Source organism: Kribbella sp. NBC_00889 (assembly GCF_045207705.1).
Lineage (GTDB): Bacteria > Actinomycetota > Actinomycetes > Propionibacteriales > Kribbellaceae > Kribbella.
Genome location: NZ_CP108783.1, coordinates 2,702,123 through 2,726,683 on the forward strand (window position 1 = coordinate 2,702,123; position 24,561 = coordinate 2,726,683).

Here is a 24,561-nt window from a genome sequence, read left to right on the forward strand (position 1 = left end):
GCGGGACCGTGCAACACCACGGCCATTGTCAACGGCAATCAAATGCCGCCGGTGAGGTGTCATGTCGAGAGCAGTAGCGGCATGGTGAGTGCGTAGGCGGCGAGGAGGACGAGGGCTTCGACGCGGGTCAGGGTGAGGCCTCGGCGGAGCAGCATCCATGCGAGCCCGGCGGTGAGGATCATCGTCACGCTCAGCGCGACCGCGGCCCGTCCAGGCGCGGCGGAACCGGATGCGAGTCCGACGACGGCGCCTCCGACGAGGCTGTTGAACAGGTTGCTTCCGAACAGGTTTCCGACGACGAGGTCGGATTCGCCGCGGCGCTGAGCCTGAACGGTGGTGACCAGTTCCGGTAACGACGTACCGAGCGCGACCAACGTGAAGCCGATGATGACCTGTGGTACGCCGAGATCGGTCGCGATGGCCGAAGCGTTGGATACGAGGAGCTGAGCTCCGGCCAGCACTCCGGCCAGACCGAGGATCGCGCGCACCGGTTCCAACCAGGCCGGCAGCCGCGACGGTTGCACGGGCACATCCACGGTCGCGGTTGCCTGGGTGAACTCCGTGGCGTCGGTGGCGATCTCGTCGTTACTGCGCCCCTGCCTGGCCCAACGCAGCAGGACCAGCACGGCACACAGCCCTGCGACAGCGAGCACCGCGCCGGTCACCGGGCTCAGGCCGGCCCATGCCAGGAACGAGAACAGGGTGACTGCGCCCACCGCCAGCGGCACCTCACGGCGGATCACCTGTGACGTCACGGCCACCGACCCGGCGAGCGCGGCGATCCCGAGGACGAGAGTGAGGTTGAGGATGTTGGACCCGGCGATGTTGCCGACCGCCAGCCCGGTGTCCCCGCGTGCCGCGGCGACACCGGAGACCAGGAACTCGGGTGCCGACGTACCCAGACCGATGACGACAACCCCGACCACGACCGGACTGATCCGCATCCGCTGCGCCAGCCGGGACGATCCGAGCACCAGATGATCTGCCGCGAAGGTCAACACAACCAATCCAGCGGCGGCGAGCAGAATCTGAATCACCACGAGAAACCCTCTCGGTCGACACACCACAACCTGTCGCCGACCAGGCTTCCCGGCACACCGATCAGCAACCTACACGACCGGCCGCTCACCCATGCACCTCTGCGTGCCGCGAAACGACCGCCCTCAGCTCGCGGAGGCGCCAGCACCCGTCCCGGCTACAGCGACGCCCGCTTCGTCGGGAGGGGGCGTTCGTCGTTGCCTAGTTGCGGCGTTGGTAGAGGCGCATGGTGAGAGGGGCGAAGACGACGGTGAGGGCGGCTGCAGCGAGGAGTACGCCGGTCACTTCGCCGGCTGTGGCGGTGCCGGCCATCAGGTCGCGTTCGGTGGAGACCAGGTGGCTGACCGGGTTGAGTGTGACGAGATGGTCGATCCAGGCGGGCATCGTGTCGGGTGCGACGAAGGTGTTGCTGGCGAAGAGGAGGGGGAACTGGACTAGGAAGCTGAGGAGTCCGAGCGACTGGGGCGAGCGGGCCAGGAGGCCGAGTGTCGTCCAGATCCATGACAATCCGGATGCGAAGGCCAGGATGAGGGCGACGCCCAGGAGGACTCCGGTGGCTCCGCCGGCTGGACGGAAGCCCATGATCAGTCCGAGGCCGATCACGATGCCGGAGGTCATCAGGTATCGCGCGAGGTCGCCGATGAGGCCGCCGACGATCTCCTCGAGCGAAGTCTCGTCGGCGGTCGGGGTTTCGGCGCGGTGGCCGGTGAGTGCCAGGAACACCTCGTCGAGGCTCGGTTGCCCGAGGGCGTATCCGGCCAAGGCGATTCCGTCCTCCGCCAGGCGGGCGAATGCTCGCGTCGTGCGGTGACCGTGGTTCTCGATGCTGGACGGAATGCGGACCCGCAAAGTGGTTCCGTTCCCGGTCATCTCTGCGGGTCCCAGGTCGACGGCCAGGGACCGCGCGGCGTCGGTCAGACGGCTGGGGTCGACCATTTCGACTTCGAGCACGCTGGCACCGACCGATCGCTTGAGTTGCCGTGGCGTGTCGTCGGCGAGGACTCGTCCGTGATCCACCACGACGATGCGGTCGGTGAGCTGATCCGCCTCCTCCAGGTACTGCGTAGTGAGGAGCACAGTCACGCCGTCAGCGACCAGAGCCCGGACCAGTTGCCACACCTGACTTCGGCTGCGTGGGTCCAGGCCAGTGGTGGGCTCGTCCACGAACAAGAGCCGCGGAGGCACCACGAGGGCGCCGGCGATGTCCAGTCGGCGTTGCATGCCGCCGGAGTACGTCTTGACCGGACGACGTGCGGCGTCCTCGAGTTCGAACTGCGCGAGCAGTTCGCTGCAGCGAGCAGCAGCGGCCGATCTGTCGAGGCCGAGCAGTCGGGCTTGAATGGTCAGGTTCTCGCGCCCACTCAGGTCGTCGTCAATCGAGGCGAACTGTCCGGTGAGTCCGATCAGGCGACGCACTGCGGCGGCGTCGTCGACGACGTCGTGGCCGAAGACTGTCGCTGATCCGCTGTCGGGCCGCAAGAGTGTCGAGAGGATGCGTACGACGGTTGTCTTTCCGGCGCCGTTCGGGCCGAGCAGCCCGACCACTTCGCCGTCGGCAACGGCGAGGTCGAGGTCCTCGACGGCCTGGGTCCGACCGAACGACTTGACCAGACCGCTCGCCTGCACGGCCTTCTCGTTGCTGTTCATCGCGGGACTCCTTCCGAGTCGCAGAGTCAGTGATCGGCGTGGGCGAAGCCTTCGGGGGCGCGGTCGAGGAAGCCTGCGACCGAGACGATCCGGCCGTCGGGTCCGAGTTCGAGTACGTCGGTCCCGGTCGCGAACGACGTGCCGTCGACGATCAGCTCCTCGACTTCGCGCATGACTCCGACGGGGGCGTGATAGCCGAAGTGGTCGGCGAACGTCGCTGCGGCAAGTTCGCGTTGCTCGGCACCGCAGCCGGCGTTCCAGAAGTCGAGGTACTGCTGCACGATGGCGTGTTCGGTCATTGCGAGGTCTCCTCTGTTGATGTGGACGTCGCCCACAGTGGAAGCCCGGGGGCGGCGCGCCGCAATAACTTTCGAGGTGATGCCGGGCGCACCTGGGGACGGCATCGTTGCCGTCGTGACAACGACGGCGATAAGCTCGGGCGAGACCGTCGGGATGCTGGTGATGCGCTGGCGCGAGCGGCGCCGGCGCTCACAGCTCGATGTGTCGCTGGCCGCGGATCTGTCGGCGAAGCATCTGAGCTACATCGAGACCGGCCGGTCGAGTCCGAGTCCGGAGATGATCGAACGCATCCGCGACGAGCTCGACGTACCGCTGCGGGAACGGATCGCGACCACGATCACGCCGAGGACGCCGGCCAGGACCATGTTCGCCGCAACCGGTGTGCCCACCCGGGAGAGCCCGGTGATGGTGTTTCGCAGGATTGGGAAGGAGGCCGTACAGGGTGACTGCGACGACGGCTTCGCGCCCAAACCAAGCGGGCTGATCAGCAGGATGAACAGGGCGAAGGAGGGGATCGTCAGAAAGATCCCGGCGAGACCGTGCGCGATCTCACGAGGCGTGTCCGTGCGGTAGGTGGCGATCCCCTCCGACCCCGATCACAGTCGAGAGCAGCACCGAGACCCCGACAACGGCCAAGTGCTCGAGCCTCAGCGACACCATGTCGTCGCTCCGGTTGGCAGGAAGTTCGAAGAAATGCAGGCCCTCTACTCCTCAGAATGCTCCTGGTGGCCTTCGTCAGTACGGCCAGATGAACCCTGGAAGGCCACAGGATCGCCAGCAAGCCAGGGGAGGAGGTGTTGCGTCCAAAGAACAACCGGGCTCTTCGTACCTGCGGTGGGGGTGTGAGCTACTAGCGGTGGCGGAGCCGTGTGAATGGGGTCGAGGTCCTCCAACGCTGGTTGTGATCAAGCAGAGCGACCGCAAGGCCTCGACGGTGTCCGAGCCTACGGCCTGTGAACCTCAAGGGGTCCGGTCCGCTCCGTCTCGCGTGAGGTCAGCGGTCCACAAGGTGAACGATCGGAAGCTCGAAGTGCGCGCGAACCTGTGATGCCCAATCGCGGTGCAACAGCGCGTCGAGTCGGTGCCGGCGAGTCACTACGACAACCTCCTGGCTGTGCGTGGCATCGATGATGCTGGACAATGCATCGATCGCTCCCTGCTCCGACACAGTGCCACTGGTCCGAGCGCGGAGAGACTCGAGCCGCTCGAGGCTCTTCTGGACCAGCTGTTCAGCCTCTGCCCGAACCTCGGTGTTTCGGTCTGCGCCTTCTCCGAGCGGCCGGACCACGTGGTAGCGCGGCGGCTCACTCTTCATCTGGTACATGTCGACGATCCGCCGGGCGGCGGTCCCTGTCAGTTCGTGCTCGACCAGCACCGCGACGTCGAAGCAGTCCGCGTCACGACCGGTGGCGTCGGCGAACGGCGTCAGGCCCTGTGCGGCTTCGCGGGGATGCGTCATCGTGGTCCTCCTGGTTGGCGTGTAGGACAGTTCCGGGTGTTGCTGTGGTGTCACGTACCCGTGGCATTGCGCCGGTAACGGCACGTCCGGAGTCGTCAAGAGAACGCAAACCTCGACTCCGCAGCATGACTGATCCGGCGGCGTCGCAGTCATCGGAATGTCACGAACTCTCCACGTTCGGCAAGGTCGCAGCGCCTGGATGTTGCCGAGGGCCTCCGCCGCTCCGGCAGGACGCGGAGGATGGCTGTGGCAAATATTTGCATACTACAACTCATGGCCGGGTGCCACATTCGTGCATCGACATCTCGATCCTGGCGGCCGGCGCTCGACGCGCACAGCCAGGCCGCGCTATGTCATCCGATCGTCACGAAGGGGGACGACCGATCTCAATCCCCGTGCACCACAGTGGTAAGTGCAGGTGTACCTACGGAAGGCCCCTCGATGACCGACACGACCCACAGCCCGCATCTCCAGAGAGCCATCATGATGCTGTCCGAACGCGGATCTGGACGGCGGACTGACGCCGCTACGATGGCGATTGCGGGAACTGGTCATGGACGGTGCCTGTTTGGTGATCATTGACATGTCCGAGATCAACCAGATGTCATCGACACTGCTGGCAGCGCTGCTCGACACTCACCGAGTCTGCCGACGACGTGGCGGGGGAGTGGTCATCCGCCATGCCGGCCGCAAGGTCACTGACGTACTTCGCCGTACAGGCCTCGATCATGTCTTCGAGGTCGAGGCCGCATGACCGGCGTGCTGTTGGGCACCCGCACTGAGCCACCTCGACGGCGGACGGGTGAGCGGGCTCCACGTACACGTTGTCGATCAGAATGAGTTGCCAGCGTCAAATGTTGCTTGGTGCAAGTCCGGTCCGCCCATGATCACCGAGGATCCAGGCGGTAGCCCATCCCTCGGACCGTGGTGACGAGCTGGGGTCGTCCAGGATCGCGTTCGACCTTGGTGCGCAGCCGCCGGATATGGACATCCACGATCCGCTCGTCACCGTAGAACCCGTGCTCCCACACCGCCTTCAGCAGGGCTGTGCGGCTGAGCACCCGGCCGGGAGGTTGGGCCAGCTCCACCAGCAGACGGTACTCCGTGACCGTCAGCGGGACATCCTGATGGTCGAGCACGACCGCGCCGCGGGAGGTGGACAGCACGAGGCTCCGGCCTGGATCGGAGTCGAGCACGATGTCCGGCTCGGACGCGTCCGTACTCGATCTCAGTCGCCGACGCAGGGCACGCAGTCGGGCGGTGATTTCCTTGACCTGGAACGGTTTGGTGACATAGTCGTCCGCACCGGCCTCCAGTCCGGCGACGATGTCGTGTGTGTCTGTGCGGGCGCTCACCACCACGATGGGTATGTCGCTCAGGCGACGGACCTCGCGGATGCACGTATAGCCGTCGATCTCACCGAGCATCAGGTCGACCATCATCAGGTCCGGCATCGTGGACCGTGCGTGCTCCAGAGCCGAGGGCGTGTCTGCCGCCTCGGCGACCTGGTAGCCCTCGTCCTCGAGTGCGAGGCGCAGGACGGTTCGGATGCGGTTGTCGTCCTCCACGATCAAGACTTGCGTCGACATCACACCATCTTCGCAACGGTGGATCGCCTTGTGATGTTGGCGGGTTCCCATGTCATCCGATCGTTAACAACCGTCCGTTGTTCGTGCTGTGCCGGCCCGGTGCCGTTGGGCGTGGCCTCGCGGCTGCAGCTGGTGCGGGTGACGTTCGGACGATCCTGAGTCGACCGGTGTCATCCGATCGTCAAGAAGGCGTCCGACCGATCTCAAAGCTGAGCCCGGAGGGTGGAGGAGTGAACCCGCGACTCCACACGCATGCGGTGCCGCTGGCAGTGCTGACGGCCTATTACCGCCGGAACTTACGCATCCCTCCGGGACAGTCGAGGGGCCGGTCCTCGGAACCGGCCGGCCGCTGTCATGTCGTGCGGGCTGCTGTCACCGACGAGCCGGGGGAGCAGATGCGATGCAGCGCAATGGATGTGACCGTCGTCGAGTTCGCCGCACATGCCGCCTATCTTGAGCCTGTCACTGGCATGGGCCTCCTGGTGGCTCCGCGCTCGGAGATCGACGTCGTTGCCGCCGACGACTGGTGGCCGGGGGAGACCTGGCAGACGACCTGGAAGGACTGTCCGGCTGTCGGTCTCTCAGTCCACGCGGCCGACCATGCGAACGCCCTGGAGGTGTTGGCCGACGCCGGCTGGACATTGCTCGAGGCCGGAGATGGTGCGGTTCAGCTCGCGGGCCACACCGCCGATGGCTGCGCGGCAATGTGCCTGTACGCCGACCGGACGACGTACGAACAGCTAGTCGTCGAAGACTTCCAGCGCGGGTTCACCGCGCTCCGAACCGCGGCCAAGGTCAGGTCCTGGAGATGACGACGCTCTCCTATCGGTCCATGACATCGGTGACACAAGAGGTCGCGCTCTGGGTCGCCGGCACGTTCCTCACCCTCGGCTACCTGGGCTTCCTGCCGGGGGTCACGACGGGCGTCCAAACACTCGGTCTGTCGTCCGCGGAGCAGGCCGCCCGGCTCTTCGGCCTCTTTCACGTGTCGATCGTCCACAACCTGGTGCACCTGGTGATCGGCCTGGTCGGACTCGCGGTAGCCGGCGTAGATCGCTACGCCCGGGGCTTCCTTGCCCTGACAGGCGTCGCGCTGATGATGCTCTTGATCTACGGGCAGTTGGCGGCTCGACCGATTCCGCCCAGTCTGATCCCGCTGGACGCTGCTGACGTCTGGCTCCATACGGTCCTCGCCATCGCTATGTTCGCTGCCGCGGTGCTGGCACCCGCCGGTGAACGCGGCTCTCGGCCTCACGACGTGGCTACCCGACAGCACTAGGGGGTGTGGAGTGTGTGGGATACATGGTGGTTCGTCGTTGCCTTCGTGGCGGCTTGCGGCCTCCAACTCACCTTCTTGAGCCCTGCCGGTGGCGGCCGCTGGTACGCAATCACCTGGTTCGCCGTGGGCTTGACGTTCGTAGGAGCTGCCATTTCGCACAGTACCGAACTCGCGGTCGTCGCTGCCGCAGGCTTCGTCCTGTTGGTGGTCTCCGGAAGGACGGCCACGAGGTGGCCGCCTCGAGCGGACTCGACGCACTCGCCGGGCCAGGTCCAGTGGCTTCGAGGTCGCGCCGGCGGAGCGCGTAGGCACCGACGAACCTGAGTGCTGCCAGGACCGTCAGCACGGCATGAGCTGCGAGTGAGAGACGGCGTACCCGACGGCGAGCCACGCTGTGAGGTCTTGGCAGTCGGGACGGGTCGAGATTGAGCCGCGCAATTATTGCATAATGCAATTCATGGCCACCTTGCTACCGACGGCGCTTCGGCGTCCACTGTCCCTTGCATCCTCTCGGCGAAGGGTCTGGGAGGCGCTGAGGGCTTCCAGCGGCGGATTGCTGGTGCTGGCGCTGGTAGTCGGTGCCGGATCCGCTGGGTTCGCGGTGGTGTTCCGTTGGCTGATCACGACTTTCACACATCTCGCGACAGGTCGGGTTGACTATGCGGCGACTCCGGGCGCCGTGCATCCGGCGCTGCCGGGGCTCGGGCGGTGGTTCCTGCTGGCGGTGCCGGTGGCCGCTGGTCTGCTGTACGGCCCACTGGTGCACTTCTTCGCGCGTGAAGCGCGGGGGCACGGCGTACCCGAGGTGATGTATGCCGTCGGGCATCGCGGCGCGCGGATCGCGCCTCAGGTCGCCGGAGTGAAGGCGCTGGCCTCGGCCTTGTGCATCGGTGGTGGCGGCTCGGTAGGACGCGAAGGACCGATCGTCCAGATCGGGTCCGCACTCGGCTCGACGATCGGGCGGCTTGTTCGGGTCACGGAGCCGCGCCTGCGGGTGTTGGTGGCGTGTGGTGCGGCGGGTGGGATCGCGGCGACGTTCAACGCGCCACTGGCCGGTGTCTTTTTCGCCATGGAACTGATCCTTGCTGACTTCACGGCTCAGGCATTCGGCATGGTGGTGGTCGCGGCGGTCACCTCGGCGGCGATCGGGCGGGCGGTGCTGGGAGATGTGCCGTTCCTGAGGCTTCCGCCTTTCACGGTCGATCATGTGGGGCAGTACGGCCTGTATGCGGTACTTGGCTTGATTGCAGGTGCGGTGGGTGTGCTCTTCACTCGGGTGCTGTATCTGATCGAGGATGCGTGCGACTGGGCTTGGCGTGGTCCCGAGTGGCTCCGTCCCGCGGTCGGTGGAATTCTTCTCGGATTGCTGCTGATCGCCGTACCGCAGATGTACGGTGTGGGTTACCCAGTGCTGGGGAACGCGATCTTCGGCGCTTACGGGGTGGCCTTCCTGCTGTTGCTGACTGTCGCGAAGATGGTGGCGACCAGTCTGACCATCGGCATCGGTGGTTCGGGCGGTGTCTTTGCGCCGAGCCTGTTCATCGGGGCGATGGTGGGTTCGGGGTTCGGGCAGATCGCTCACCACGTCATGCCCGGTGTCGCGGGACCGGCCGGAGCCTACGGGTTGATCGGCATGGGTGCCGTCTTCGCGGGTGCTGCCCGGGCCCCGATCACCGCTGTCATCATCTTGTTCGAGCTGACCGGGGAGTACTCGATCATCCTTCCGTTGATGGCCGCGATCGTGCTGGCCACCGGGGTCAGCCATGTGCTGTCCGCGGACACGATCTACACCCTGAAGCTCCGGCGCCGCGGCGTGGACCTCGGGCGTCGCGAGACCATCGGCAGGGCGGCTGGGATCAGCGTCGGCGACGTCATGTCGGGTATCCCGGCCGGCGTGCGTGACGATCTTGCGCTCCGGGAGGTAGCGGCTGTGCTGGCGCGCTCATCGGCAGGCGTCCTACCTGTGCTCGGCCCGGACAACGAGTACGTCGGCATCGTGACGGCGCGTGTCGTCGCGGAGGCGCTGGCCGCGGGACGGCACGACGCTGATCCGGCGTCGCTGGTTCTGGAGCTGCCGGTGAAGGTTCGCAGCGATGACCACCTCGACCAGGCAATCGACGCGCTGGATCGCAGCGGCTGCGCGGCGGTCCCGGTGTTCGATGCCTGCAGTGTTGTCGGTTGGATCACTTACCGTGCGGCGTTGAGAGCTCTGCACGGGAAGACAGTGCGGCCGGAGGCGGCATACTGAGCATTGGCCGAGTCTGGCACCGAGGGTCGATTACCCTCGGCAATAGTCAGCGTGGGCAAGTCATGGGAGGTGCCGGTGGCCGGCGTTCGAGGCAGGACTACTGCCGAGCCCTCCGACGAGGCGGTCGACGAACTGGTGGCGGCAGTGCTGACGGCATCCAGGGTGCTGGTCGGCATCTCGGCGAGGTCCCTGGCGAAGGTCGAGGACTCGGTGACCTTGACTCAGTTCCGGACGCTCGTGGTGCTCGAGGGACACGGGTCCAGCAGACTCAACCAACTGGCCGAACGCCTCGACGTCACCCCGTCGACCGCACTGCGGATGGTCGACCGGTTGATCACCGCCGGGCTCGTAGACCGTCGGGAGAACGCACAGGACCGGCGGGAAGTCGTGATCGACCTGACCACGGCCGGCCGGTCACTGGTCCGCAAGGTCACCCGATCGCGACGCGCTGAGATCGAGCGGATCGTGCTCGCGATGCCCCCGAACCGCCGACGTGAACTCGTCCGTGCCCTCGACGCCTTCGCGACCGCCGCCGACGAACCCGCCGTCGCCGAGGCCGCCAGCCGCATCGGCTGGTGACCTCTGTCGCCGTCAGTCTGATCTCGTGCGTCGTTCTCGCTTGGACGCGAGGATCGGCGTGAGCGCGGGGACGGTGCGAAGCCAGGTGCCGTACTGCGCATTGCCGTCCACGGGCAGGCAGCTCCTCACACCCGGCCTCGCGCAATGGTCGTCACGTACGTCGAGGGCTTGTCGGCCGCTGGTGTCCGGGTGCCGGCGACGTCCGATCCATCGGCGGTCGTCACCAGCACCCGAGTCAGCACGGGCTTCGGTATCAGAGTCGCGAGCTGGGATAGCGCGAGCTCTGGATCCAGCGGGGAACCACCCACTTGACCCACCACCTGAGTACCGGACTGTCGACTCGGGAAACCTGACTGCTCCGGCCGGGCGGGGTGCTCGTCCAGCCGGGCCAGACCTCTGCCGGAGCCCTACTCAGCCTGTGCCTGAACCATGACTATAAGGCAGTACGGGCAGAACTCGGCGCCGATGTAGAGAACCTTCGGCTTCCCGTTCGCCGTCAACGCCGGTGCGGTGATCGCCGTCGGCCCGGCCTGCACGGCCTCGGTGCCGACCGCTAGCAGTGCGGGCATGCCTGTCCAGATGGTCTCCAGCGTGGACGATGTGCGCGGGGTCGGACGCTTGGTCACCAGGTCCCTCCTGCCGGGCTGCGGATGGCGTCTTGTGTAACCCGCTCGTGAGCGTGACGTCCCGGTGGACGAAGGAACGTCACGTGATCGCAAAGTCGTCGTCACCTCGGCGATCGATGGACAGCCTGTCGGTCAGCCGGCCGACGGCTCGCAGCGTCCCGGGCAGTCAGCGGCGCGGTGGTGAGGGCGCCGTTCGCCAGAGTGCCTCGAGTGGTGTCCCGTCGTGCGAGAAGCTGACTTGATCGATCGAGGGCGACGCAGTGACCGACAAGACGATGGCCGACGGCCAGGACGTTCTCGGTCGCCGATCGACCTTCGGGTTCGCCGGACAGTTCGAGGATCACGTGTTCGACCGGTCGATCACGCTGGTTGTCAACGTCTCGCGGAACAGTGCCACGAGCCGGTCGTCACGGACGCAGTTGATCCGGGCAACTACCGGGGACTGCCGGCCGGCGAGCTCGTCGTCGTGCCGGCAACCGAACACGCGATCACGACGGCCAAATTCGCCGCACCGATCGAATTCCGCGGGCGCATCGATGCGCCCGCGACGGCTCGGGACCGCGTGGCGGTGTGACCGTGGCCGGGTTCGAGCAGTCGCTCATCCCGAGCGTCAGACTGGCTGCTTTGCAGTGGTGAGGATCCGGTGGATGTTTTCGGCGGCGAAGAATTCGGCCGGCGAGATCGCGCCGGAGACGACGCTGATGAATCCGTCCATGGCCGGCTGGTTGCCCTGGATGGCTCCGAGTAGCTGCTGCATCTCCGGTGGTGGCGATTCCAGGGTCGCCATCTGGGAGGTGAATTCGTAGATCGGCGTCGCGTGTGCGTCACGTTCCTGGTGCCAGGCGCTCATCGCGTCCTCGAACGGCTTGCCACCATCGATCCAGTCGTCGATCGCCTGACTGCAGCGTTCGGCGTCGTGGAACGCGTCGGTGATGCCCTGGGCGGTGATCGGGTCCTTGTTGTAGCGCGGGCGGGTGCACTGATGCACGCGGCAATGAATCTGGGCATGGTGTGGATGCTGATGGCGATGCCCTCGCTGATGCCGGCCACGATGGACATGCCTGGTATGGCGATGGGCCACAAGCACCATCGCGGCTCGATCAACGACCTGACCGGACTGCACGCCTGGGCAGCGCTCTTCAGCTGGGTCGTCGCAGGTCTGCTCGCCCTGGCCACAGTCTGGTGGCTGGTCCGAGTCGCACGCGCCCACGGCCACCGCCTCGTCTGTGGCTGCCACGGCCTGTCCTGTGCCGGCATGGCCGCAATGCTGGCCCTGATGACCCCGGTCCTCTGACGAAGCCGGTCAGATATCAATCGTGCGATCGGCTCCGAGTCATCATCTATCGATCGAGTTGGAGTGTTTGCCAGGATCGCAGGGTCAGGGCGACGCTGATTGCCACGACCGGTAGCACCAGACTGAGTTGGATCGGGGCGACGGTGATGTCGCTGTCGATCGCCCACAGCGCGGGTGCGGCGAAGGGGAACCAGCCGCCGGTGCCGGCGATGACACTGACCTGTGCGAGGACGAGGATGCAGATTGTGGTTCCGATTCCAGCGAGCACCGACCGGCCGAGAGTTGCTGCCCATGCCGCCGGAGTCGCGAGGACGATGGTGAAGATGGAGAGACCGAGCTGCCGGGCCATTGACGGTACGACGTCGGCAGGGATGGGGCCGAGTCCGCTGACGAGGCCAAGGATGATCAGGGCGAGCAACAAGGCGGCGGCGGTGACGAGTCCCCACGCGGCGTATACGACGAGCTTGGCGGTCGCGATCGTGGGCCGGGAGACCGGGATCGCGAACAGGCCGGTGATAGTGCCGTCGGCGAATTCGCGGCTGAACAGCCAGCTGAGGACGACGCCGTACCCGACGAAACCTGCCGCACCGGTCACCTGGATGGCGACGGCGATGTAGCCGGCCCACCCACCCGGGTCGATGAGCGGCCCGAGCTTGGCGGCGAGCTGGGGATCGTCTGTGTGCACGGCCAGGAGCATCGCCGCGCAGATGAGGGAGATCCCGAGCACCACAAGGACTGTGGTGACTCGCACCACGGTGGCGTGCGCGAGTTTGGCGAACTCGGTGACGAGCCCGATGATCATGCGGCCACGTCGTCGCTGTGCACGAGGTCGAAGAACGCTCGCTCGATGTCGACACCGTGCGGATCGAGAGTTCCGATGATCCGGCCGGCGTTCAGAACGGAGATGCGACCGGCGATGCGCGCGACCTCGTCCAGGTGATGGCTGCTGACCAGTACGGCGGCACCGGCCGCGACCCGACGAAGAAGTGCCTCCCGCAGGAGGATCACCCCGGACGGGTCGAGGCTGTTGGTGGGTTCGTCCAGCACGATGAAGCGCGGGTCGTGCTGGAGCGCCGAGGCGAGGCCGAGGCGTTGGCGGTTGCCGAGTGACAGCTTGCCCGCGCGGCGATCGGCATACTGCGTCAGGTGCAGTTCGGCAATTGCTGCCTCGACCATGGGCATGACGTTGCCCGGGACGACGCTGTGCAGCCTGGCGCCGAGGGCGAGGTTTTGCCGGCAGGTCAGCTCCCGGTAGGCGAGCGGGTAGTCGACCAGGTGCCCGACTGACGTCCAGTCGGTGTCCTCCAGGCGTCGACCGGCAATGGTGACCGTGCCTGCAGCCGGCTTGAGCATGCCCAGGAGCAGGCGCATGAGAGTGGACTTTCCGGCTCCATTCAGCCCTACCAGGGCATGGATCTCGCCGGGCGCAACCGTGAGGTCGACACCGCGTACCCCTGTGCCGTCGTCGAATGTACGGATCAGGCCTTGTGCCTCGACCGCGCGCTCAGCCATGCCGGTCCGCCAGGACATCCAGGGCGGTTTCGATCGCCTGTCCAAGGTCGTCGCTGTCGGTCAGGCTCCATTCGAGCAATGCGGTGTTGAGTGCGCCCATCACCGCTCCCGCTGCGATCAACGCTTCTTGCCGTCCGGTCTTGCCGCTGGTGAGGGCGTCGGCGATCACCGCCTCCGTCTCGGTCGTCTTGCCGGCGATGCTCGCTCGCAATGCCGGTGTCTGGGCGACGATGCGGAGCCGTACCCGCACCTCCTCGACCGATTGCGGCGGAACCTGAAGCCACGCCGAACGGACTCCCCGGGCCGCGCGGGTGATCGGATCAGGACCGGCCGGCTGCCGGCGGATCGCCGCACCGATCGCCGGATCGTACGGATCGTCCACCAGCAGGCTCGCTTTGGTCGGGAAGTGCCGGAAGAAGGTCATCTCCGTCACACCTGCGCGAGTGGCGATCTCGCCGACACTGGTCCCGTCGTACCCCCGCTCGGCGAACAACTCCAAGGCCGTCGTCAGCAATCGATCCCGAGTCCGCTCTGCCCGTGACACCACCAGCAAATGTTAGCCACTAACATTTGGCGGTGGCAAGGGGTCAATGGTCGGCGTGGGCGAAGCCCTCGGGAGCCCGGTCGAGAAATCCGGTGACGGTGACGATGCGGCCGTCGTGGTCGAACTCGAGGACGTCGGTCCCGGTGGCGAAGGACGTGTCGCCGACCATCAGCTCCCACCGGACTCGGGCACGATCGTGATGTGTCTCCGGTTCCGAGCGCAGCCGGAACACATAGCCAGGGGAGTGCTCGGCGAACTGGTTCCGGAACCCGATCAGCTCGTCGGTACCGTGCAGGATGCCCACGGGTGCGTGGTAGGCGATCTGGCCCGCGAAGGTTGCGGCGGCAAGTTTCCGTTGCTCGTCCGGGCTCGCGGCGTTCCAGAATTCGACGTAGCGCTGGACGGAGTGCGTCGAGTTGCCGTTCTGGGTCATGGGGATTCTCCTGTATCTGGTTGGATGCTCACCACTTTGGACGCTCGTGGAGATGCGTCTCAATAACCTCCGAGGTGATTGCCGAGAGCACGTTGCGGCGGCATCGTGGCTGTGGTGAGTGCCATTACTGTGGGTTCGGAAGACACGGTTGGGATGCTGGTGAAGCGATGGCGCGAGCGGCGTCGTCGCTCGCAATTGGACGTCTCGCTGGCCGCTGGGCTGTCGGCGAAGCACCTGAGCTACATCGAGACCGGCCGGTCGAATCCCAGCCGGGACATGATCGAACGGATCTGCGACGAGCTCGACGTACCGCTGCGTGAGCGCAACCGGTTCTACCTGGCCGCCGGTTTCGCGCCGATCCACCCTGAGCGGTCGCTCGCGGATCTGGGCGCCGCCCGGGAGGCGGTGCAGGCGGTGCTCACGGGGATGGAGCCGAACCCTGCGGTCGCGGTGAACGTGTGCTGGGACTTGCTCGCGGCCAACCAGACGGCGCTTGTTCTTCTGGGTGGCATACCCGACGAATTGGCCGGCCTGCCGGTCAACATGCTGCGGGCAACGCTGCATCCCGACGGACTGGCATCGCAGGTACGCAATCTCGGGCAGTGGCGCACGCACGTGCTCCGGCGGGTACGACGCCAGCTCGAGCGGACCGCCGCGGATGGACTTGCTGACCTCCTTGTCGAGCTCGAGAGTTACGGCCTGCCCGAGTCGACGACCACGTCGGCTCGTCCTGGCGGCGACCTGGTCGTACCGCTGCAGATGGCCACGCCGTACGGCGATGTCGCGTTTCTTTATGCGGCCACCGTCTTCGGTTCGCCCCGGGACGTCACCCTGGACGAGATCGCGATCGAGACGTTCTTCCCCACCGATCCCGCCACCGCACGAATCCTCCGATCGCTGAGCGGACCCTAGCCAGTCGCTGACCAAATGGTTAGTATGATGACCATGCGGTCAGTCGATGATCTTACGGCGCGGGCGCGGATCCGCGATCGGGCGCTGGAGTTGTTCGCGGCCCGCGGTGCGGATGCGGTGAGCGTGCGAGACATCGCGGCCGCCGCGGGCGTTTCGCACGCACTGGTCCTGCATCACTACGGCTCCAAACAGCGGCTGCGTGAGGTGGTCGACGAGTACGTGGCGAGCGTCTTCGACGAGATGTTCGCGACGGTGTCGGCCGACCCGGGCGACTTCACCGGCGGGTCGTCGGCGAGTTTCGCGGAGTTGATGCTGACTGCGGTTCCGCCGGGTTCGCCGATTCCGGCGTATCTGCGGCGATTGCTTTTGAACGGTGACGCGGCCGGCCAGGTCCTGTTCCGGCAGTTGTTCGACGCCGGTGTGGTGATGATCGAGCAGTTGACCACCGCGGGAGCGATGCGCGAATCGAACGATGTCGCTGTACGGGCTGCGTTCCTGACGGTCAACGACTTGGCGATGGTGCTGTTGCGCGACCAGCTCACGTCGGTGCTGGGAGTGGATCCGCTGAGTCCGGACGGGATGCGGCGATGGGCGGCCGAGGTGGTCACTGCTTATACGGACGGAGTGTTCACAGGAGAGGTGTCATGACTGCAGAGACGTCCAAGCTGGTCTTGACGCAGACTGCGGTGAGTCTGCGAGGTGTCACCAGGACCTACGGCCGAGGCGATGCCGAGATTCAGGCGTTGCGCGGTGTCGATCTGGAGGTCGAGCCAGGCGACCTCGTTGTCGTGGTCGGACCGAGTGGGTCGGGGAAAACGACCTTGGTCAACATCATCGGCGGCATCGAGTCGGCCAGCTCAGGTCAGGTGGTCGTCGCCGGCGAGGAGATCTCACAGCGGAGCCCGGCGCAGCTCTCGGATTTCCGCCGCGATCATGTCGGTTTCGTCTTCCAGTTCTTCAATCTGATCCCGACGCTGACGGCTCGGGAGAACGTCGAGGTGATCATCGAGTTGACCGGGCGGGGTGATCGAGCCCGTGTGCCCGAGTTGCTCGGCGATGTTGGTCTCGGCGATCGCATGGACCATTTCCCAGCGCAACTGTCAGGTGGCCAGCAACAGCGGGTCGCGCTGGCGCGGGCGCTCGCGACCGAGCCCGATCTGCTGCTGGCCGACGAGCCGACCGGTGCACTCGATCTGGCGACCGGGCGCCAGATCCTGCAGTTGCTGCAGCGATTGAACCGCGCGGGGCTGACGATCGTCATGGTCACCCACAACTCCTCCGTCGCGCAGATCGCCACCCGGGTGGTGACGGTCGTGGACGGCCGGATCGAGTCTGTACGACGCATTCCGCGGCCGGCCGACGCGGTCGATGTGGCTTGGTGATCGACATGCGCGCGATCACCCACAAGACGCTGCGTGATCTTCGCCGGCAGCGAGCGCAGGCTCTCGCGGTCGGAGTCACGGTGCTTCTCGGGGTCATGTTGTTCATCGCGAGCGCCGGCGCCTTCAGGAACCTCGACGAGTCATACCAGCGCACGTACGACCGGTTGCGGTTCGCGGATCTGATCGCAACCGGGGGCGATCCCGGCAGGGTCGCGGCCGCGGCCCGCGAGGCCGGCGCAGTTGGTGTGACGGTTCGCACGCAGGTCGATCCACCGATGCTCATCGGGGGGACGAAGCTGATCGGCCGGGTCGTCGGCTTACCGCCCGAGGGTCAGCCTGCCGTCGATGCTGTCGATCTGGACGACGGGAACCACCTCACGGCCGACGATCCGGATGGGGTGCTGATCGAACGTCACGCCGCGGACACCTACGGACTCGGCCCCGGTGGCTCGTTGCAGGTCTTCACCGCGGCCGGGTGGCAGACCATGAAGGTCCGGGGAGTCGTGCGCTCGGCGGAGTACCTGTGGCCGGCGCGAAACAGGCAGGACGTCCTCGGGGATCCGCACGCGTTCGCAGTGGTGTTCGCCGACGAAGACCTGGTCCGGCGTATGAACGGTGGTCAGTCGAATCAGGTGCTCGTCCGGCTGCCCACCGATGCCGACACCGGAATCGTGTCTGCTGCGCTGCGCACAGCCGGAGCCACCGACATCGTCGCCCAGGCCGACCAGGCATCCAACGCGACGCTGCACGAGGATCTCGACGGTTTCTCCGAGCTGTCTGTTGCGTTCCCGCTGCTGTTTCTCACGGCCGCTGCGGTCGCGTCGTACGTGTTGCTGGCGCGGAAGGTTCTCGCCGAGCGGCCGGTGATCGGGACGCTGATGGCCGCGGGTGCGAGGCGGGGCCGGCTGGTGCGTCACTATCTCCAGCAGGGACTTCTGATCGGTTTGTTCGGCGGCGTGTGTGGTGCAGTCCTGGGTACGGCGGCAACAGGGCCATTGACTCGTGGGTACACCGGCGCTTTGGGGATCCCGGATACCGTGGCGCGTGCAGTTCATGGCGATCTGATCGCGTTGGGAGTCGCGTTCGGTGCCGTGATCGGGCTCGTCGGTGCCGCGGTTCCGGCCGCGACCGCGGCTCGGACCACCCCGGCCGATGCCATGCGCAACGAGATCGTGAGTCGCCCGCCAGGCCGGTGGAGCCGACTGATCGCTCGGGCACGCTGGCTTCCGGTGACCGGCCGGATGGCGCTGCGCGACGTGAGTCGCAATCTGCGTCGCACTCTCGCGACGATGCTCGGCGTCGTGCTGGCGCTGATCCTTGTGCTGACGTCGATCGGCATGTTGACCAGCCTGTCGGATGCGATCGACCGGCAGTACGGACAGATCGAACGGCAGGACGCGACGGTCACCGTCGCCGGCCACTCCCGGGACGCGGATCGACTGACCTCGGTCCCCGGCGTGGCGGCCGCCGAGTTGACCCGGATGGGCCGGGTCACAGCGGTCCTGGGCGACCGCAGCTATGCCACGACGCTGACGGGGCTTCGAGCCGACACACAGATGCACCGCTTCGTGTCCGTCGACGGCGTGGTGACCAGGCTTCCGGGCGACGGGTTCCTGGCTGGGCGTGCACTCGCCGATTCGTTGCATGTCAAGGTCGGCCAGGTGGTCACGCTCACCACTGCGCAGGCTTCGACACGCTTGCGTCTGGCGGGGCTTCTGGACGAACCAGTCGGTACCGCGATCTACACCACCGAGGCCCAGGCTGCGCGGTTGCTCCCTGATGCGGCGGTCGGTACTTACCTGGTCCGCTTCGAGTCAGGGGCGGATCGCGACGCCATGCGACGCACGATCACGGCCCTCCCCGGGGTCGTCGCGTACGCCGATACCACCGCGGTGACCGCCTCGATCGACCAGTTCCTGGGGCTGTTCTGGGCATTTGTCGGGACCATGGTGGTCCTCGGCGCCGTCCTCGCGGCGGCGATCATGTACGTGACTCTCGCGGTCAACATCGTCGAACGCACCAACGAGTTGGCGACGTTGCGTGCGGCGGGGGTACCGGTGCGGCGGGTCGCGGCAACGATCGCGACGGAGAACCTGGCAGCGACAACCCTTGGGCTACCGGTCGGGGTCGTTGCAGGAATCCTGGCCGCCAGAGGGTTCCTCGGTTCGTTCAGCAGCGACCTGTTCACCTTCCGGCTCACGTTCGGCTGGTGGGTGATCCCTGCCGCGGTGCTGGCCGTGATGGCAGCCGCGACGCTGTCGCAGTGGCCGGCGATCCGCGCGGTACGCCGGCTCGACGTGGCGCGCGTCGTACGAGAACGAGCGCGCTGACGGCGGCAGCGTCGAGCTCTGTCACCGCGATTACGCTCTCGTTGCGAGGCAGACGAAGTACGGCCCGAACGGCGTGACATCAACGGCTTCTCGTGCAGGGCGCAGTCCGGAGGCTCGCATCGCCGCCAGGGCGTGCGCGTATGGCTGACATCTTCGCAGCCTGGACCGTGGCGCTGGGTCCGCGAAGAGATCGACCAGGCAGAGGCGACCGTCTGCGGCTGTAACTCGCGCCATCTGGTCGACGGCGCAGTCCTGGTCGGTGAAGTGACGTGATGCAAGGGCGCATGCGACAGCGGTGAAGGCTCCTGACTTGAACGGCAGATGATGGACGTCGGCGGTGACGAACCGAGCGCCGCTGTCCGGCGGAGCGAGTTCGCGGGCCCGCTCGACCGTCGCCCGGCAGGCGTCGACCCCGATGGCCGTTCCGGCGATTTCTGCGGCCGGGCGTACCGTGGCGCCGCTGCCGCACCCGACATCGATGAACCGGTCGGACGGAGTCAATTGCAGGGATGTCAGCGCCTGCTGCCCCAGGCGACCGAGCAAGCGTGAGAGTGCGTCGTCCTCGTAGGTCCTGGCCCAGTCGGAGAATCGATCATCGATCGTGGCCATGCTGTGTCCTGGCAGAATATGTGACTGACGTGGGAACCGGTCCGCAGTTTGCTCAGCTGTTGCCGAGCTTGGTGGTTGCTGCGGTGACGGCATCGGTACGACGCCCAGGCGGATCGGCCGGATTGTTCGATGTCCGTCCGAGAGGCGGATGCGGGCCGTAGATTGCAGTGTGCAATGCTTGCAGCGCACAAGCTACGGAGGCGCGGATGGCGAGCGCATCACACAGGGCAGCTGGTCGGGCGGACGGCGAGGCCGATGTCTGGTACGAGTAAGTTGCCGATGCTGAACTGGGGCTCTTTCCTGGGTAGCTGGGAGCTTGCGCAGGGCTGGCTGGCGGTCTGCCTGGTGCTCGCGGGTGGCTACATCGTCTTGCGGATCCGGGGCCGGATGCGGTCGACGGTTCACCTGTGGCGGGCGGTGTCGTTCGTTGGCGGCTGCGCACTGCTGTGGATCTGTCTGGCTTCAGGGATCGGTCGCTATGCGATGGCAGTCTTCTGGATGCACATGGTGCTTCACCTGCTGCTCATCATGGTCGTGCCCATCCTGCTCGTCCTCGGGCACCCGATCACTGTCGTACTCGAGTCCCTCCCGGACGGCCGCCAGTCCCGGGCGCGGTTGGTCGTGGCGTCGCGACCGGTCGGTGTTCTCACGCATCCGGCCACTGGACTCGTCGTCTATACGGTAGTGATCATTGGGACTCACCTGACCGGCTTCATGGACCAGATGGCGCTGCATCCCTGGCTGATGACGGCCGAGCAGGTCCTGTACCTCGCCACCGGGTACCTGTTGTTCCTGCCTCTGCTCGGTGAAGAGCCGATCCGCCCGGACCCGGGGTATCTGCTGCGGTTCGTGCTGTTCCTGATCGCGATGGTGCCGGACACCATCGTCGGCATCGTGCTGCTCCAGACGAATCTCGACCCGTTCCCGGTGATGATGCGCGACCACCCGTCGTGGGCGCCTCCGGCACTGAACGACGTCCACGCGGCCGGCGGACTCATGTGGGCTGTCGGTGACGGGCTGATGATGTTCGCCGCCGTCGGGTTGATGATCAGCGTCGCCACGTCGCCCGGCAAGCGCGAGCGGATGACCGGTCGCTGGCTGGACGCGGTACGCAGCAACGTGATCGCGACCGAGGTCGGCGCCGACCCGGCAGAGCGGCTCGATCCCGACAGCGATGAGGCCCACGCTGCCTACAACCGCATGCTCCAGCGGCTCGCTGCCGACCGTGGCGCCGACACGGAGAAGCGGCCGTAACCTCAGCGGCTATGTCTGAGAGGTTTGCGGGGATCGCCAAGTCCTTTCGTGCACTGAGGCGACTGGAGTTGCTGGAGCTAAATATTGCATATGCAATGCATGTCCACCGATACGTTGACCGTTGCCCGAGGAGCGTCGTACCGAACCGACCCCGAGCAGAAGCCGGCGCTCCCGGAGGTCATGTACGCCGTGAGCCGCAACGTGGCCGCCGTCAAGGCGCTGGCGTGCGCTGGTGGTCCGCTCGACGGTCGGCAGGCCGACCGTGATCACCGGCGGCGTACCTGCACAGCCTCCGTCCTCGCCGGCGCCGGACTATTTGAAGCTCGCAGAGACGAACCCCGACGTACGAGACGTCCTTGCCCTGCTCGGCAAGCCAGTCGACGGGCTTGACTGGTTCGACTTGTGGAAGGTCTGGGAGGTCGTCCGCGACAACGTCGGCGGCTTCAAGGCGGTGATCGCCAAGAATTGGGTGCCGGCGGCCGACCTTGCTGCGTTTATCCCGTCCTCGAATCACCAGGCTGCGAGCGGTGAGGCCGCCCGGCATGCACGCGACAACCGGCCCATCCCCACCAAGGTGTTGTCCATCGACCAGGGCCGCGAGCTGATACGCCAGCTTGCAGCGGTATGGCTCAACACGCTCTGAGCGCGCCGATGTAGCCGGATCCTCTTCACTTCGGTGCTTTCGGATGGTAGCCACAGAACCAGCGCTGAGTGTCGTGGCTCCACCCGTGACCTACGAGCCAAAGCACGGCCAGGTCGGGCACCTGCTCCGGCTCGCCAGCCGCGATCTGCTCGCCCAGCATGACGGTCGAGCTGCAGAGGCCGCACATGATGATGCGGGCCTGATGGGGCTGGCATTGTTCGCAGTGCCAGCGCTCGACGACCGCCATATCGGGTTGGTCCGGGTCGGGGAGGAGCCAGACAGTTTCGAGGCCTTCGCGGTGCAGCTGCAGCTCGTGCTTACTCGAGGGGCGGTACCCGCATGTCGGGCAGGCCGCACCTGGGGGCGGCTTGGGCATCGGCATCAGCCGGTCCGCCGTACCGCCCGCGGCCGCGGGAAGCTCAAGGGGAGCCGACCCGCCGGGTACGGCGGGGGAGCGGAGCTCGGGAACGTACTTGTAGATGGTGGCGCGGCTGACACCGAGCAGCCGGGCGATCGAGGACACGGTGTTGTCGGGGTTGCCGAGCAAATCCTTGGCGTGTTGGATCTGCTCTTGGGTCATCGCCGGTGGCCGGCCGAGGCGGGTTCCGCGGGCCTTGGCTGCGTCGAGGCCTTCGCGGGTGCCCTGGACGATCATCTCGCGGATGAACTCGCCGAGCGCGGCGAAGACGTGGAAGATCATCCGGCCGCCCGGTGTGGTGGTGTCGAGGGCTTCGTGCAACGACTTGAATCCGATGTCGCGCTGGCGCAGCCCGCTGACGATCGAGATGAGGTCGTGGAAGTTTCGGCCGAGCCGCCACAGTTCGGTGACCGTGACAACGTCGTTGGGGCGGGCGAACTTCAGGCAGTCCTGCAGCTCGGGCCGGTCGGCGTTCTTGCCGCTGAGCTTCTCCTGCCAGATCCGACTGCATCCCGCGGCGGTGAGGGCGTCGAGCTGGCGGTGCAGGTTCTGCTCTCGCGTGGAGACCCGGGCGTAGCCGAGCAGCATGCCGCCGCCGATGATTCCGAGCGGGTCGGGATCGATTGACAGGGCGGGCCGGCGGTCGAGCTCGGTGGAGGTCACGCCTCGACTGTATGGAAAAGGGCGCCGGGGGAGTTGTTAGACACTCCGGGTTTGCAACACGTTTTTCGACACTCTGGGTGCGGCTTGTCGAGGTCTGGCCGGCGTGATGGGTGGGGGTGTTGAGAATCGATCGATTCTCAACATCTTGCCGGATCTTCGGCCCCCGAGCGGCAGCGCGAGGTGAGCCGCCGGAGATGAAACACTGGCGCGCTGGCACGAAGTTGCCACTGTTCCCCCATATCGCGGTCCGATCTGCCGACCTACTATCAGCGCGGGGGTGGGGAACATGTCTAGACCAAAAACGAAACTGCTGGCTCTCGCTGCCATCGCTGCCAGCCTTACGTGCGTTTCAGCGGCCAACGCAGCCGGCTCCATCGAACAGGACGGCAGCTACAACGTTCAGGGAGCGCAGGCCGATCCGAGTCCGACGCCTGCGGACCCGAACTTTGCTCCATACCCAGACTGCGAGGTGCTCCTGCGCACGAAACCTGGCTCCTGTGACCCAGATCAGCCGATCCAGCTCGATATCACAGGAGATGTCGACAAGCAGGCGCAGGTCGACCAGGTGCAGGCCGCTATGGATAAGGAGAGCGGCCGCGACGGTGGCCTGAAGTGGGACTCTGACCGCAACGTTCTGTTGGTTCGCCTCGTCGGCCCTATCGACGGATCGTCACCAGCGGTGGAGCACGCCAAGGCCACAGCTTTGAATGCGGGCAAGGGTCTCTCGATTGAATTTCAATCGGTCAAGTACTCACGAGCAGAATTGGAGGCCCTGGATAACCAGTTACTCCCGACACAAAAAGAGTGGGCACCTGGCTTGCCCCAGGCCTCCGGCGGTTGGGATCCCGACCAGAACCGCGTGGTCCTGCTGGTGCGGAACAATACTGGCAAAACCGCGGCCTGGACCGAGCGTGTGAAGGAATTGCAAGACGAAAGAGTATCGCTCCAATTTTATACGCCGAAACCGGACGCCCCCGACGGCGACTTCGAACTCCAGGTCTCCCGTCTCTCGGACTCTGCGCCCTGGTGGGGCGGCGACTGGCTGAGTTCTACGAACATCACGCCCACTACAAGCAACGCACAATGTACGTCTGGTTTCAACTGGAAACTATGGGATACTGGCTATTTTCGCGGCAGTACTGCTAATCACTGCACAGGGACCGGCTGGTTTCATAGCGGACAAGTCTGGGGCATACCAGAGGTTTTCAGTCCAGCCGCCGATACCCAATTAATCAGAGAAGTTAACAATCAATATAATTTCGCACCCAATGTCTGGGTGGGTAGCCAGGATACAATCGTCGCTCGAGCCGTCCGAGCGGTGGATAGCACCATAAGTGAAGGCGAGACTGTCGCGCTCAGCGGAGCGCGTAGCGGACTGAACGTAGGACATGTGATCGATACAAGCTACTACGTTTCCAGCATTCAGGCCTATGTTGTGCTGATGGATACCACTGCCTGCATGGAGGGCGACTCGGGCGCGCCATGGTTGACCACGATGTCTGCTAGCGGTCCGTATCCCGGCTCCGTAGTGGCGTATGGCCAGCATCGCGGCGAGAGCTTTGTCCCTGGGCACGAAGGGTGCGGATGGACGCCAGTTACATACATCAGCAGCAAGGTGCACGCTTCTCTACTGGTCGTGCCCTGACCGAAAGGACGCCTGTCATGTGTGCCCGAAGCGTCAGGTACCAACCTTGGAAACGAACCGGTATTCCAAACGTGTGGTGGCCGTGATGGTCGACGGCTCAGACGGTACCGGAGATGATTCGAGCCCTGGCGGAGCAGACCGCGCCGGCGATCTTGTA

At 65.9% G+C, this 24,561-nt stretch carries 29 protein-coding genes; 14 read left to right on the forward strand and 15 right to left on the reverse strand.

Features of this window, described 5'->3' with window-relative positions; genetic code table 11:
* Nucleotides 1-59: 59 nt before the first annotated feature.
* From OG817_RS13020 to OG817_RS13030, 3 genes are all read right to left on the reverse strand, one after another.
* Nucleotides 60-1,037 carry a calcium/sodium antiporter gene (locus OG817_RS13020; protein WP_406054438.1) on the reverse strand — a complete coding sequence of 326 codons (978 nt, stop codon included), beginning with the start codon at nt 1,035-1,037 and terminating at the stop codon, nt 60-62.
* Between the two features lie 202 nt (nt 1,038-1,239).
* Nucleotides 1,240-2,685, reverse strand: a complete 1,446-nt coding sequence (locus tag OG817_RS13025; protein WP_406054440.1) for an ATP-binding cassette domain-containing protein — start codon at nt 2,683-2,685, stop codon at nt 1,240-1,242.
* A gap of 26 nt (nt 2,686-2,711) precedes the next feature.
* Nucleotides 2,712-2,984 carry a hypothetical protein gene (locus OG817_RS13030; protein WP_406054442.1) on the reverse strand — a complete coding sequence of 91 codons (273 nt, stop codon included), beginning with the start codon at nt 2,982-2,984 and terminating at the stop codon, nt 2,712-2,714.
* A 79-nt stretch (nt 2,985-3,063) separates the two neighbouring features.
* On the opposite strand from OG817_RS13030, the gene OG817_RS13035 reads away from it, so the two are divergent.
* The gene (locus OG817_RS13035; protein WP_406054444.1) at nt 3,064-3,558 is read left to right on the forward strand and encodes a helix-turn-helix domain-containing protein; all 495 of its coding nucleotides are present in this window, start codon (nt 3,064-3,066) and stop codon (nt 3,556-3,558) included.
* A 421-nt stretch (nt 3,559-3,979) separates the two neighbouring features.
* Here the strand turns inward: OG817_RS13035 and OG817_RS13040 are convergent, their stop codons facing one another.
* On the reverse strand, nt 3,980-4,444 hold the full coding sequence (locus OG817_RS13040) for a hypothetical protein (RefSeq protein WP_406054446.1): 465 nt from the start codon (nt 4,442-4,444) through the stop codon (nt 3,980-3,982).
* Between the two features lie 583 nt (nt 4,445-5,027).
* Here OG817_RS13040 and OG817_RS13045 point away from each other — a divergent pair.
* Nucleotides 5,028-5,198 (forward strand): STAS domain-containing protein, encoded by a 171-nt coding sequence (locus OG817_RS13045; protein ID WP_406054447.1) that lies wholly within the window; start codon nt 5,028-5,030, stop codon nt 5,196-5,198.
* A 133-nt stretch (nt 5,199-5,331) separates the two neighbouring features.
* Here the strand turns inward: OG817_RS13045 and OG817_RS13050 are convergent, their stop codons facing one another.
* Nucleotides 5,332-6,033, reverse strand: coding sequence for a response regulator (locus tag OG817_RS13050; protein ID WP_406054449.1), 702 nt, complete (start codon nt 6,031-6,033; stop codon nt 5,332-5,334).
* Between the two features lie 410 nt (nt 6,034-6,443).
* Here OG817_RS13050 and OG817_RS13055 point away from each other — a divergent pair, with 410 nt between their 5' ends.
* The 4 genes from OG817_RS13055 (at nt 6,444) to OG817_RS13070 (ending at nt 10,139) form a co-directional block, all read left to right on the forward strand.
* A complete protein-coding gene (locus OG817_RS13055; protein WP_406054451.1) occupies nt 6,444-6,845 on the forward strand; it encodes a hypothetical protein in 402 nt (133 codons plus the stop codon).
* A gap of 20 nt (nt 6,846-6,865) precedes the next feature.
* Nucleotides 6,866-7,312, forward strand: coding sequence for a DUF4383 domain-containing protein (locus tag OG817_RS13060; RefSeq protein WP_406054453.1), 447 nt, complete (start codon nt 6,866-6,868; stop codon nt 7,310-7,312).
* A gap of 394 nt (nt 7,313-7,706) precedes the next feature.
* Nucleotides 7,707-9,560, forward strand: coding sequence for a chloride channel protein (locus tag OG817_RS13065; protein ID WP_406054454.1), 1,854 nt, complete (start codon nt 7,707-7,709; stop codon nt 9,558-9,560).
* Nucleotides 9,561-9,635: 75 nt separating this feature from the next.
* Nucleotides 9,636-10,139: a MarR family winged helix-turn-helix transcriptional regulator gene (locus OG817_RS13070; RefSeq protein WP_406054456.1), complete on the forward strand. Its 504-nt coding sequence runs from the start codon at nt 9,636-9,638 to the stop codon at nt 10,137-10,139.
* A gap of 125 nt (nt 10,140-10,264) precedes the next feature.
* Here the strand turns inward: OG817_RS13070 and OG817_RS13075 are convergent, their stop codons facing one another.
* The 4 genes from OG817_RS13075 to OG817_RS13090 form a co-directional block, all read right to left on the reverse strand.
* A complete protein-coding gene (locus OG817_RS13075) occupies nt 10,265-10,447 on the reverse strand; it encodes a hypothetical protein (RefSeq protein WP_406054458.1) in 183 nt (60 codons plus the stop codon).
* A 99-nt stretch (nt 10,448-10,546) separates the two neighbouring features.
* Nucleotides 10,547-10,765, reverse strand: coding sequence for a hypothetical protein (locus OG817_RS13080; RefSeq protein ID WP_406054460.1), 219 nt, complete (start codon nt 10,763-10,765; stop codon nt 10,547-10,549).
* Between the two features lie 340 nt (nt 10,766-11,105).
* Nucleotides 11,106-11,249, reverse strand: a complete 144-nt coding sequence (locus OG817_RS13085; protein ID WP_406054462.1) for a hypothetical protein — start codon at nt 11,247-11,249, stop codon at nt 11,106-11,108.
* A 126-nt stretch (nt 11,250-11,375) separates the two neighbouring features.
* Nucleotides 11,376-11,753 carry a hypothetical protein gene (locus OG817_RS13090; protein WP_406054464.1) on the reverse strand — a complete coding sequence of 126 codons (378 nt, stop codon included), beginning with the start codon at nt 11,751-11,753 and terminating at the stop codon, nt 11,376-11,378.
* On the opposite strand from OG817_RS13090, the gene OG817_RS13095 reads away from it, so the two are divergent.
* Entirely contained in the window at nt 11,748-12,059 is a 312-nt protein-coding gene (locus OG817_RS13095; RefSeq protein ID WP_406054466.1) for a DUF5134 domain-containing protein, read from the forward strand. The two genes, OG817_RS13090 and OG817_RS13095, sit on opposite strands and share 6 nt — an antisense overlap.
* Before the next feature lie 46 nt (nt 12,060-12,105).
* Here OG817_RS13095 and OG817_RS13100 read toward each other — a convergent pair whose 3' ends face one another.
* Genes OG817_RS13100 through OG817_RS13115 form a run of 4 tightly spaced genes read right to left on the reverse strand, consistent with a single transcriptional unit; the run spans nt 12,106 to nt 14,548 of the window.
* On the reverse strand, nt 12,106-12,861 hold the full coding sequence (locus OG817_RS13100) for an ABC transporter permease (RefSeq protein WP_406054468.1): 756 nt from the start codon (nt 12,859-12,861) through the stop codon (nt 12,106-12,108).
* Nucleotides 12,858-13,571, reverse strand: a complete 714-nt coding sequence (locus tag OG817_RS13105; protein ID WP_406054470.1) for an ABC transporter ATP-binding protein — start codon at nt 13,569-13,571, stop codon at nt 12,858-12,860. The genes OG817_RS13100 and OG817_RS13105 overlap by 4 nt, the downstream gene beginning before the upstream one ends.
* The gene (locus tag OG817_RS13110) at nt 13,564-14,118 is read right to left on the reverse strand and encodes a TetR/AcrR family transcriptional regulator (protein ID WP_406054472.1); all 555 of its coding nucleotides are present in this window, start codon (nt 14,116-14,118) and stop codon (nt 13,564-13,566) included. The genes OG817_RS13105 and OG817_RS13110 overlap by 8 nt, the downstream gene beginning before the upstream one ends.
* Before the next feature lie 40 nt (nt 14,119-14,158).
* On the reverse strand, nt 14,159-14,548 hold the full coding sequence (locus tag OG817_RS13115; protein ID WP_406054474.1) for a nuclear transport factor 2 family protein: 390 nt from the start codon (nt 14,546-14,548) through the stop codon (nt 14,159-14,161).
* 114 nt (nt 14,549-14,662) lie between these two features.
* Here OG817_RS13115 and OG817_RS13120 point away from each other — a divergent pair, with 114 nt between their 5' ends.
* From OG817_RS13120 to OG817_RS13135, 4 genes are read left to right on the forward strand one after another with little or no spacing between them, the layout of a single operon-like run.
* Nucleotides 14,663-15,460, forward strand: a complete 798-nt coding sequence (locus OG817_RS13120; protein ID WP_406054476.1) for a helix-turn-helix domain-containing protein — start codon at nt 14,663-14,665, stop codon at nt 15,458-15,460.
* Nucleotides 15,461-15,493: 33 nt separating this feature from the next.
* The gene (locus OG817_RS13125; protein ID WP_406054478.1) at nt 15,494-16,108 is read left to right on the forward strand and encodes a TetR family transcriptional regulator; all 615 of its coding nucleotides are present in this window, start codon (nt 15,494-15,496) and stop codon (nt 16,106-16,108) included.
* Nucleotides 16,105-16,842 (forward strand): ABC transporter ATP-binding protein, encoded by a 738-nt coding sequence (locus OG817_RS13130; protein ID WP_406054480.1) that lies wholly within the window; start codon nt 16,105-16,107, stop codon nt 16,840-16,842. Before OG817_RS13125 ends, OG817_RS13130 begins: the two co-directional genes overlap by 4 nt.
* 5 nt (nt 16,843-16,847) lie before the next feature.
* Nucleotides 16,848-19,172, forward strand: coding sequence for an ABC transporter permease (locus OG817_RS13135; protein ID WP_406057432.1), 2,325 nt, complete (start codon nt 16,848-16,850; stop codon nt 19,170-19,172).
* Nucleotides 19,173-19,202: 30 nt separating this feature from the next.
* On the opposite strand, the gene OG817_RS13140 is transcribed toward OG817_RS13135, so the two are convergent.
* Nucleotides 19,203-19,781, reverse strand: coding sequence for a class I SAM-dependent methyltransferase (locus OG817_RS13140; protein WP_406054482.1), 579 nt, complete (start codon nt 19,779-19,781; stop codon nt 19,203-19,205).
* 255 nt (nt 19,782-20,036) lie between these two features.
* Between OG817_RS13140 and OG817_RS13145 the strand changes: the two genes are divergently transcribed.
* On the forward strand, nt 20,037-21,035 hold the full coding sequence (locus OG817_RS13145) for a cytochrome c oxidase assembly protein (RefSeq protein WP_406054484.1): 999 nt from the start codon (nt 20,037-20,039) through the stop codon (nt 21,033-21,035).
* 232 nt (nt 21,036-21,267) lie between these two features.
* On the forward strand, nt 21,268-21,678 hold the full coding sequence (locus tag OG817_RS13150) for a hypothetical protein (RefSeq protein ID WP_406054486.1): 411 nt from the start codon (nt 21,268-21,270) through the stop codon (nt 21,676-21,678).
* Nucleotides 21,679-21,703: 25 nt separating this feature from the next.
* On the opposite strand, the gene OG817_RS13155 is transcribed toward OG817_RS13150, so the two are convergent.
* The gene (locus OG817_RS13155; RefSeq protein ID WP_406054488.1) at nt 21,704-22,759 is read right to left on the reverse strand and encodes a recombinase family protein; all 1,056 of its coding nucleotides are present in this window, start codon (nt 22,757-22,759) and stop codon (nt 21,704-21,706) included.
* A gap of 286 nt (nt 22,760-23,045) precedes the next feature.
* On the opposite strand from OG817_RS13155, the gene OG817_RS13160 reads away from it, so the two are divergent.
* Nucleotides 23,046-24,404 (forward strand): hypothetical protein, encoded by a 1,359-nt coding sequence (locus tag OG817_RS13160; protein WP_406054490.1) that lies wholly within the window; start codon nt 23,046-23,048, stop codon nt 24,402-24,404.
* The last annotated feature ends 157 nt before the right edge of the window (nt 24,405-24,561 follow it).

What these genes read in the sequence shown, in the direction of transcription:
- OG817_RS13025 (WP_406054440.1), bottom strand. Translation starts at nt 2,685, where the DNA reads ATGAACAGCAACGAGAAGGCCGTGCAGGCGAGCGGTCTGGTCAAGTCG.
- OG817_RS13030 (WP_406054442.1), bottom strand. Translation starts at nt 2,984, where the DNA reads ATGACCGAACACGCCATCGTGCAGCAGTACCTCGACTTCTGGAACGCC.
- OG817_RS13035 (WP_406054444.1), top strand. Translation starts at nt 3,064, where the DNA reads ATGCCGGGCGCACCTGGGGACGGCATCGTTGCCGTCGTGACAACGACG.
- OG817_RS13040 (WP_406054446.1), bottom strand. Translation starts at nt 4,444, where the DNA reads ATGACGCATCCCCGCGAAGCCGCACAGGGCCTGACGCCGTTCGCCGAC.
- OG817_RS13045 (WP_406054447.1), top strand. Translation starts at nt 5,028, where the DNA reads ATGTCCGAGATCAACCAGATGTCATCGACACTGCTGGCAGCGCTGCTC.
- OG817_RS13050 (WP_406054449.1), bottom strand. Translation starts at nt 6,033, where the DNA reads ATGTCGACGCAAGTCTTGATCGTGGAGGACGACAACCGCATCCGAACC.
- OG817_RS13055 (WP_406054451.1), top strand. Translation starts at nt 6,444, where the DNA reads ATGGATGTGACCGTCGTCGAGTTCGCCGCACATGCCGCCTATCTTGAG.
- OG817_RS13060 (WP_406054453.1), top strand. Translation starts at nt 6,866, where the DNA reads ATGACATCGGTGACACAAGAGGTCGCGCTCTGGGTCGCCGGCACGTTC.
- OG817_RS13095 (WP_406054466.1), top strand. Translation starts at nt 11,748, where the DNA reads ATGCACGCGGCAATGAATCTGGGCATGGTGTGGATGCTGATGGCGATG.
- OG817_RS13100 (WP_406054468.1), bottom strand. Translation starts at nt 12,861, where the DNA reads ATGATCATCGGGCTCGTCACCGAGTTCGCCAAACTCGCGCACGCCACC.
- OG817_RS13105 (WP_406054470.1), bottom strand. Translation starts at nt 13,571, where the DNA reads ATGGCTGAGCGCGCGGTCGAGGCACAAGGCCTGATCCGTACATTCGAC.
- OG817_RS13115 (WP_406054474.1), bottom strand. Translation starts at nt 14,548, where the DNA reads ATGACCCAGAACGGCAACTCGACGCACTCCGTCCAGCGCTACGTCGAA.
- OG817_RS13125 (WP_406054478.1), top strand. Translation starts at nt 15,494, where the DNA reads ATGCGGTCAGTCGATGATCTTACGGCGCGGGCGCGGATCCGCGATCGG.
- OG817_RS13130 (WP_406054480.1), top strand. Translation starts at nt 16,105, where the DNA reads ATGACTGCAGAGACGTCCAAGCTGGTCTTGACGCAGACTGCGGTGAGT.
- OG817_RS13135 (WP_406057432.1), top strand. Translation starts at nt 16,848, where the DNA reads ATGCGCGCGATCACCCACAAGACGCTGCGTGATCTTCGCCGGCAGCGA.
- OG817_RS13140 (WP_406054482.1), bottom strand. Translation starts at nt 19,781, where the DNA reads ATGGCCACGATCGATGATCGATTCTCCGACTGGGCCAGGACCTACGAG.
- OG817_RS13145 (WP_406054484.1), top strand. Translation starts at nt 20,037, where the DNA reads ATGTCTGGTACGAGTAAGTTGCCGATGCTGAACTGGGGCTCTTTCCTG.
- OG817_RS13160 (WP_406054490.1), top strand. Translation starts at nt 23,046, where the DNA reads ATGTCTAGACCAAAAACGAAACTGCTGGCTCTCGCTGCCATCGCTGCC.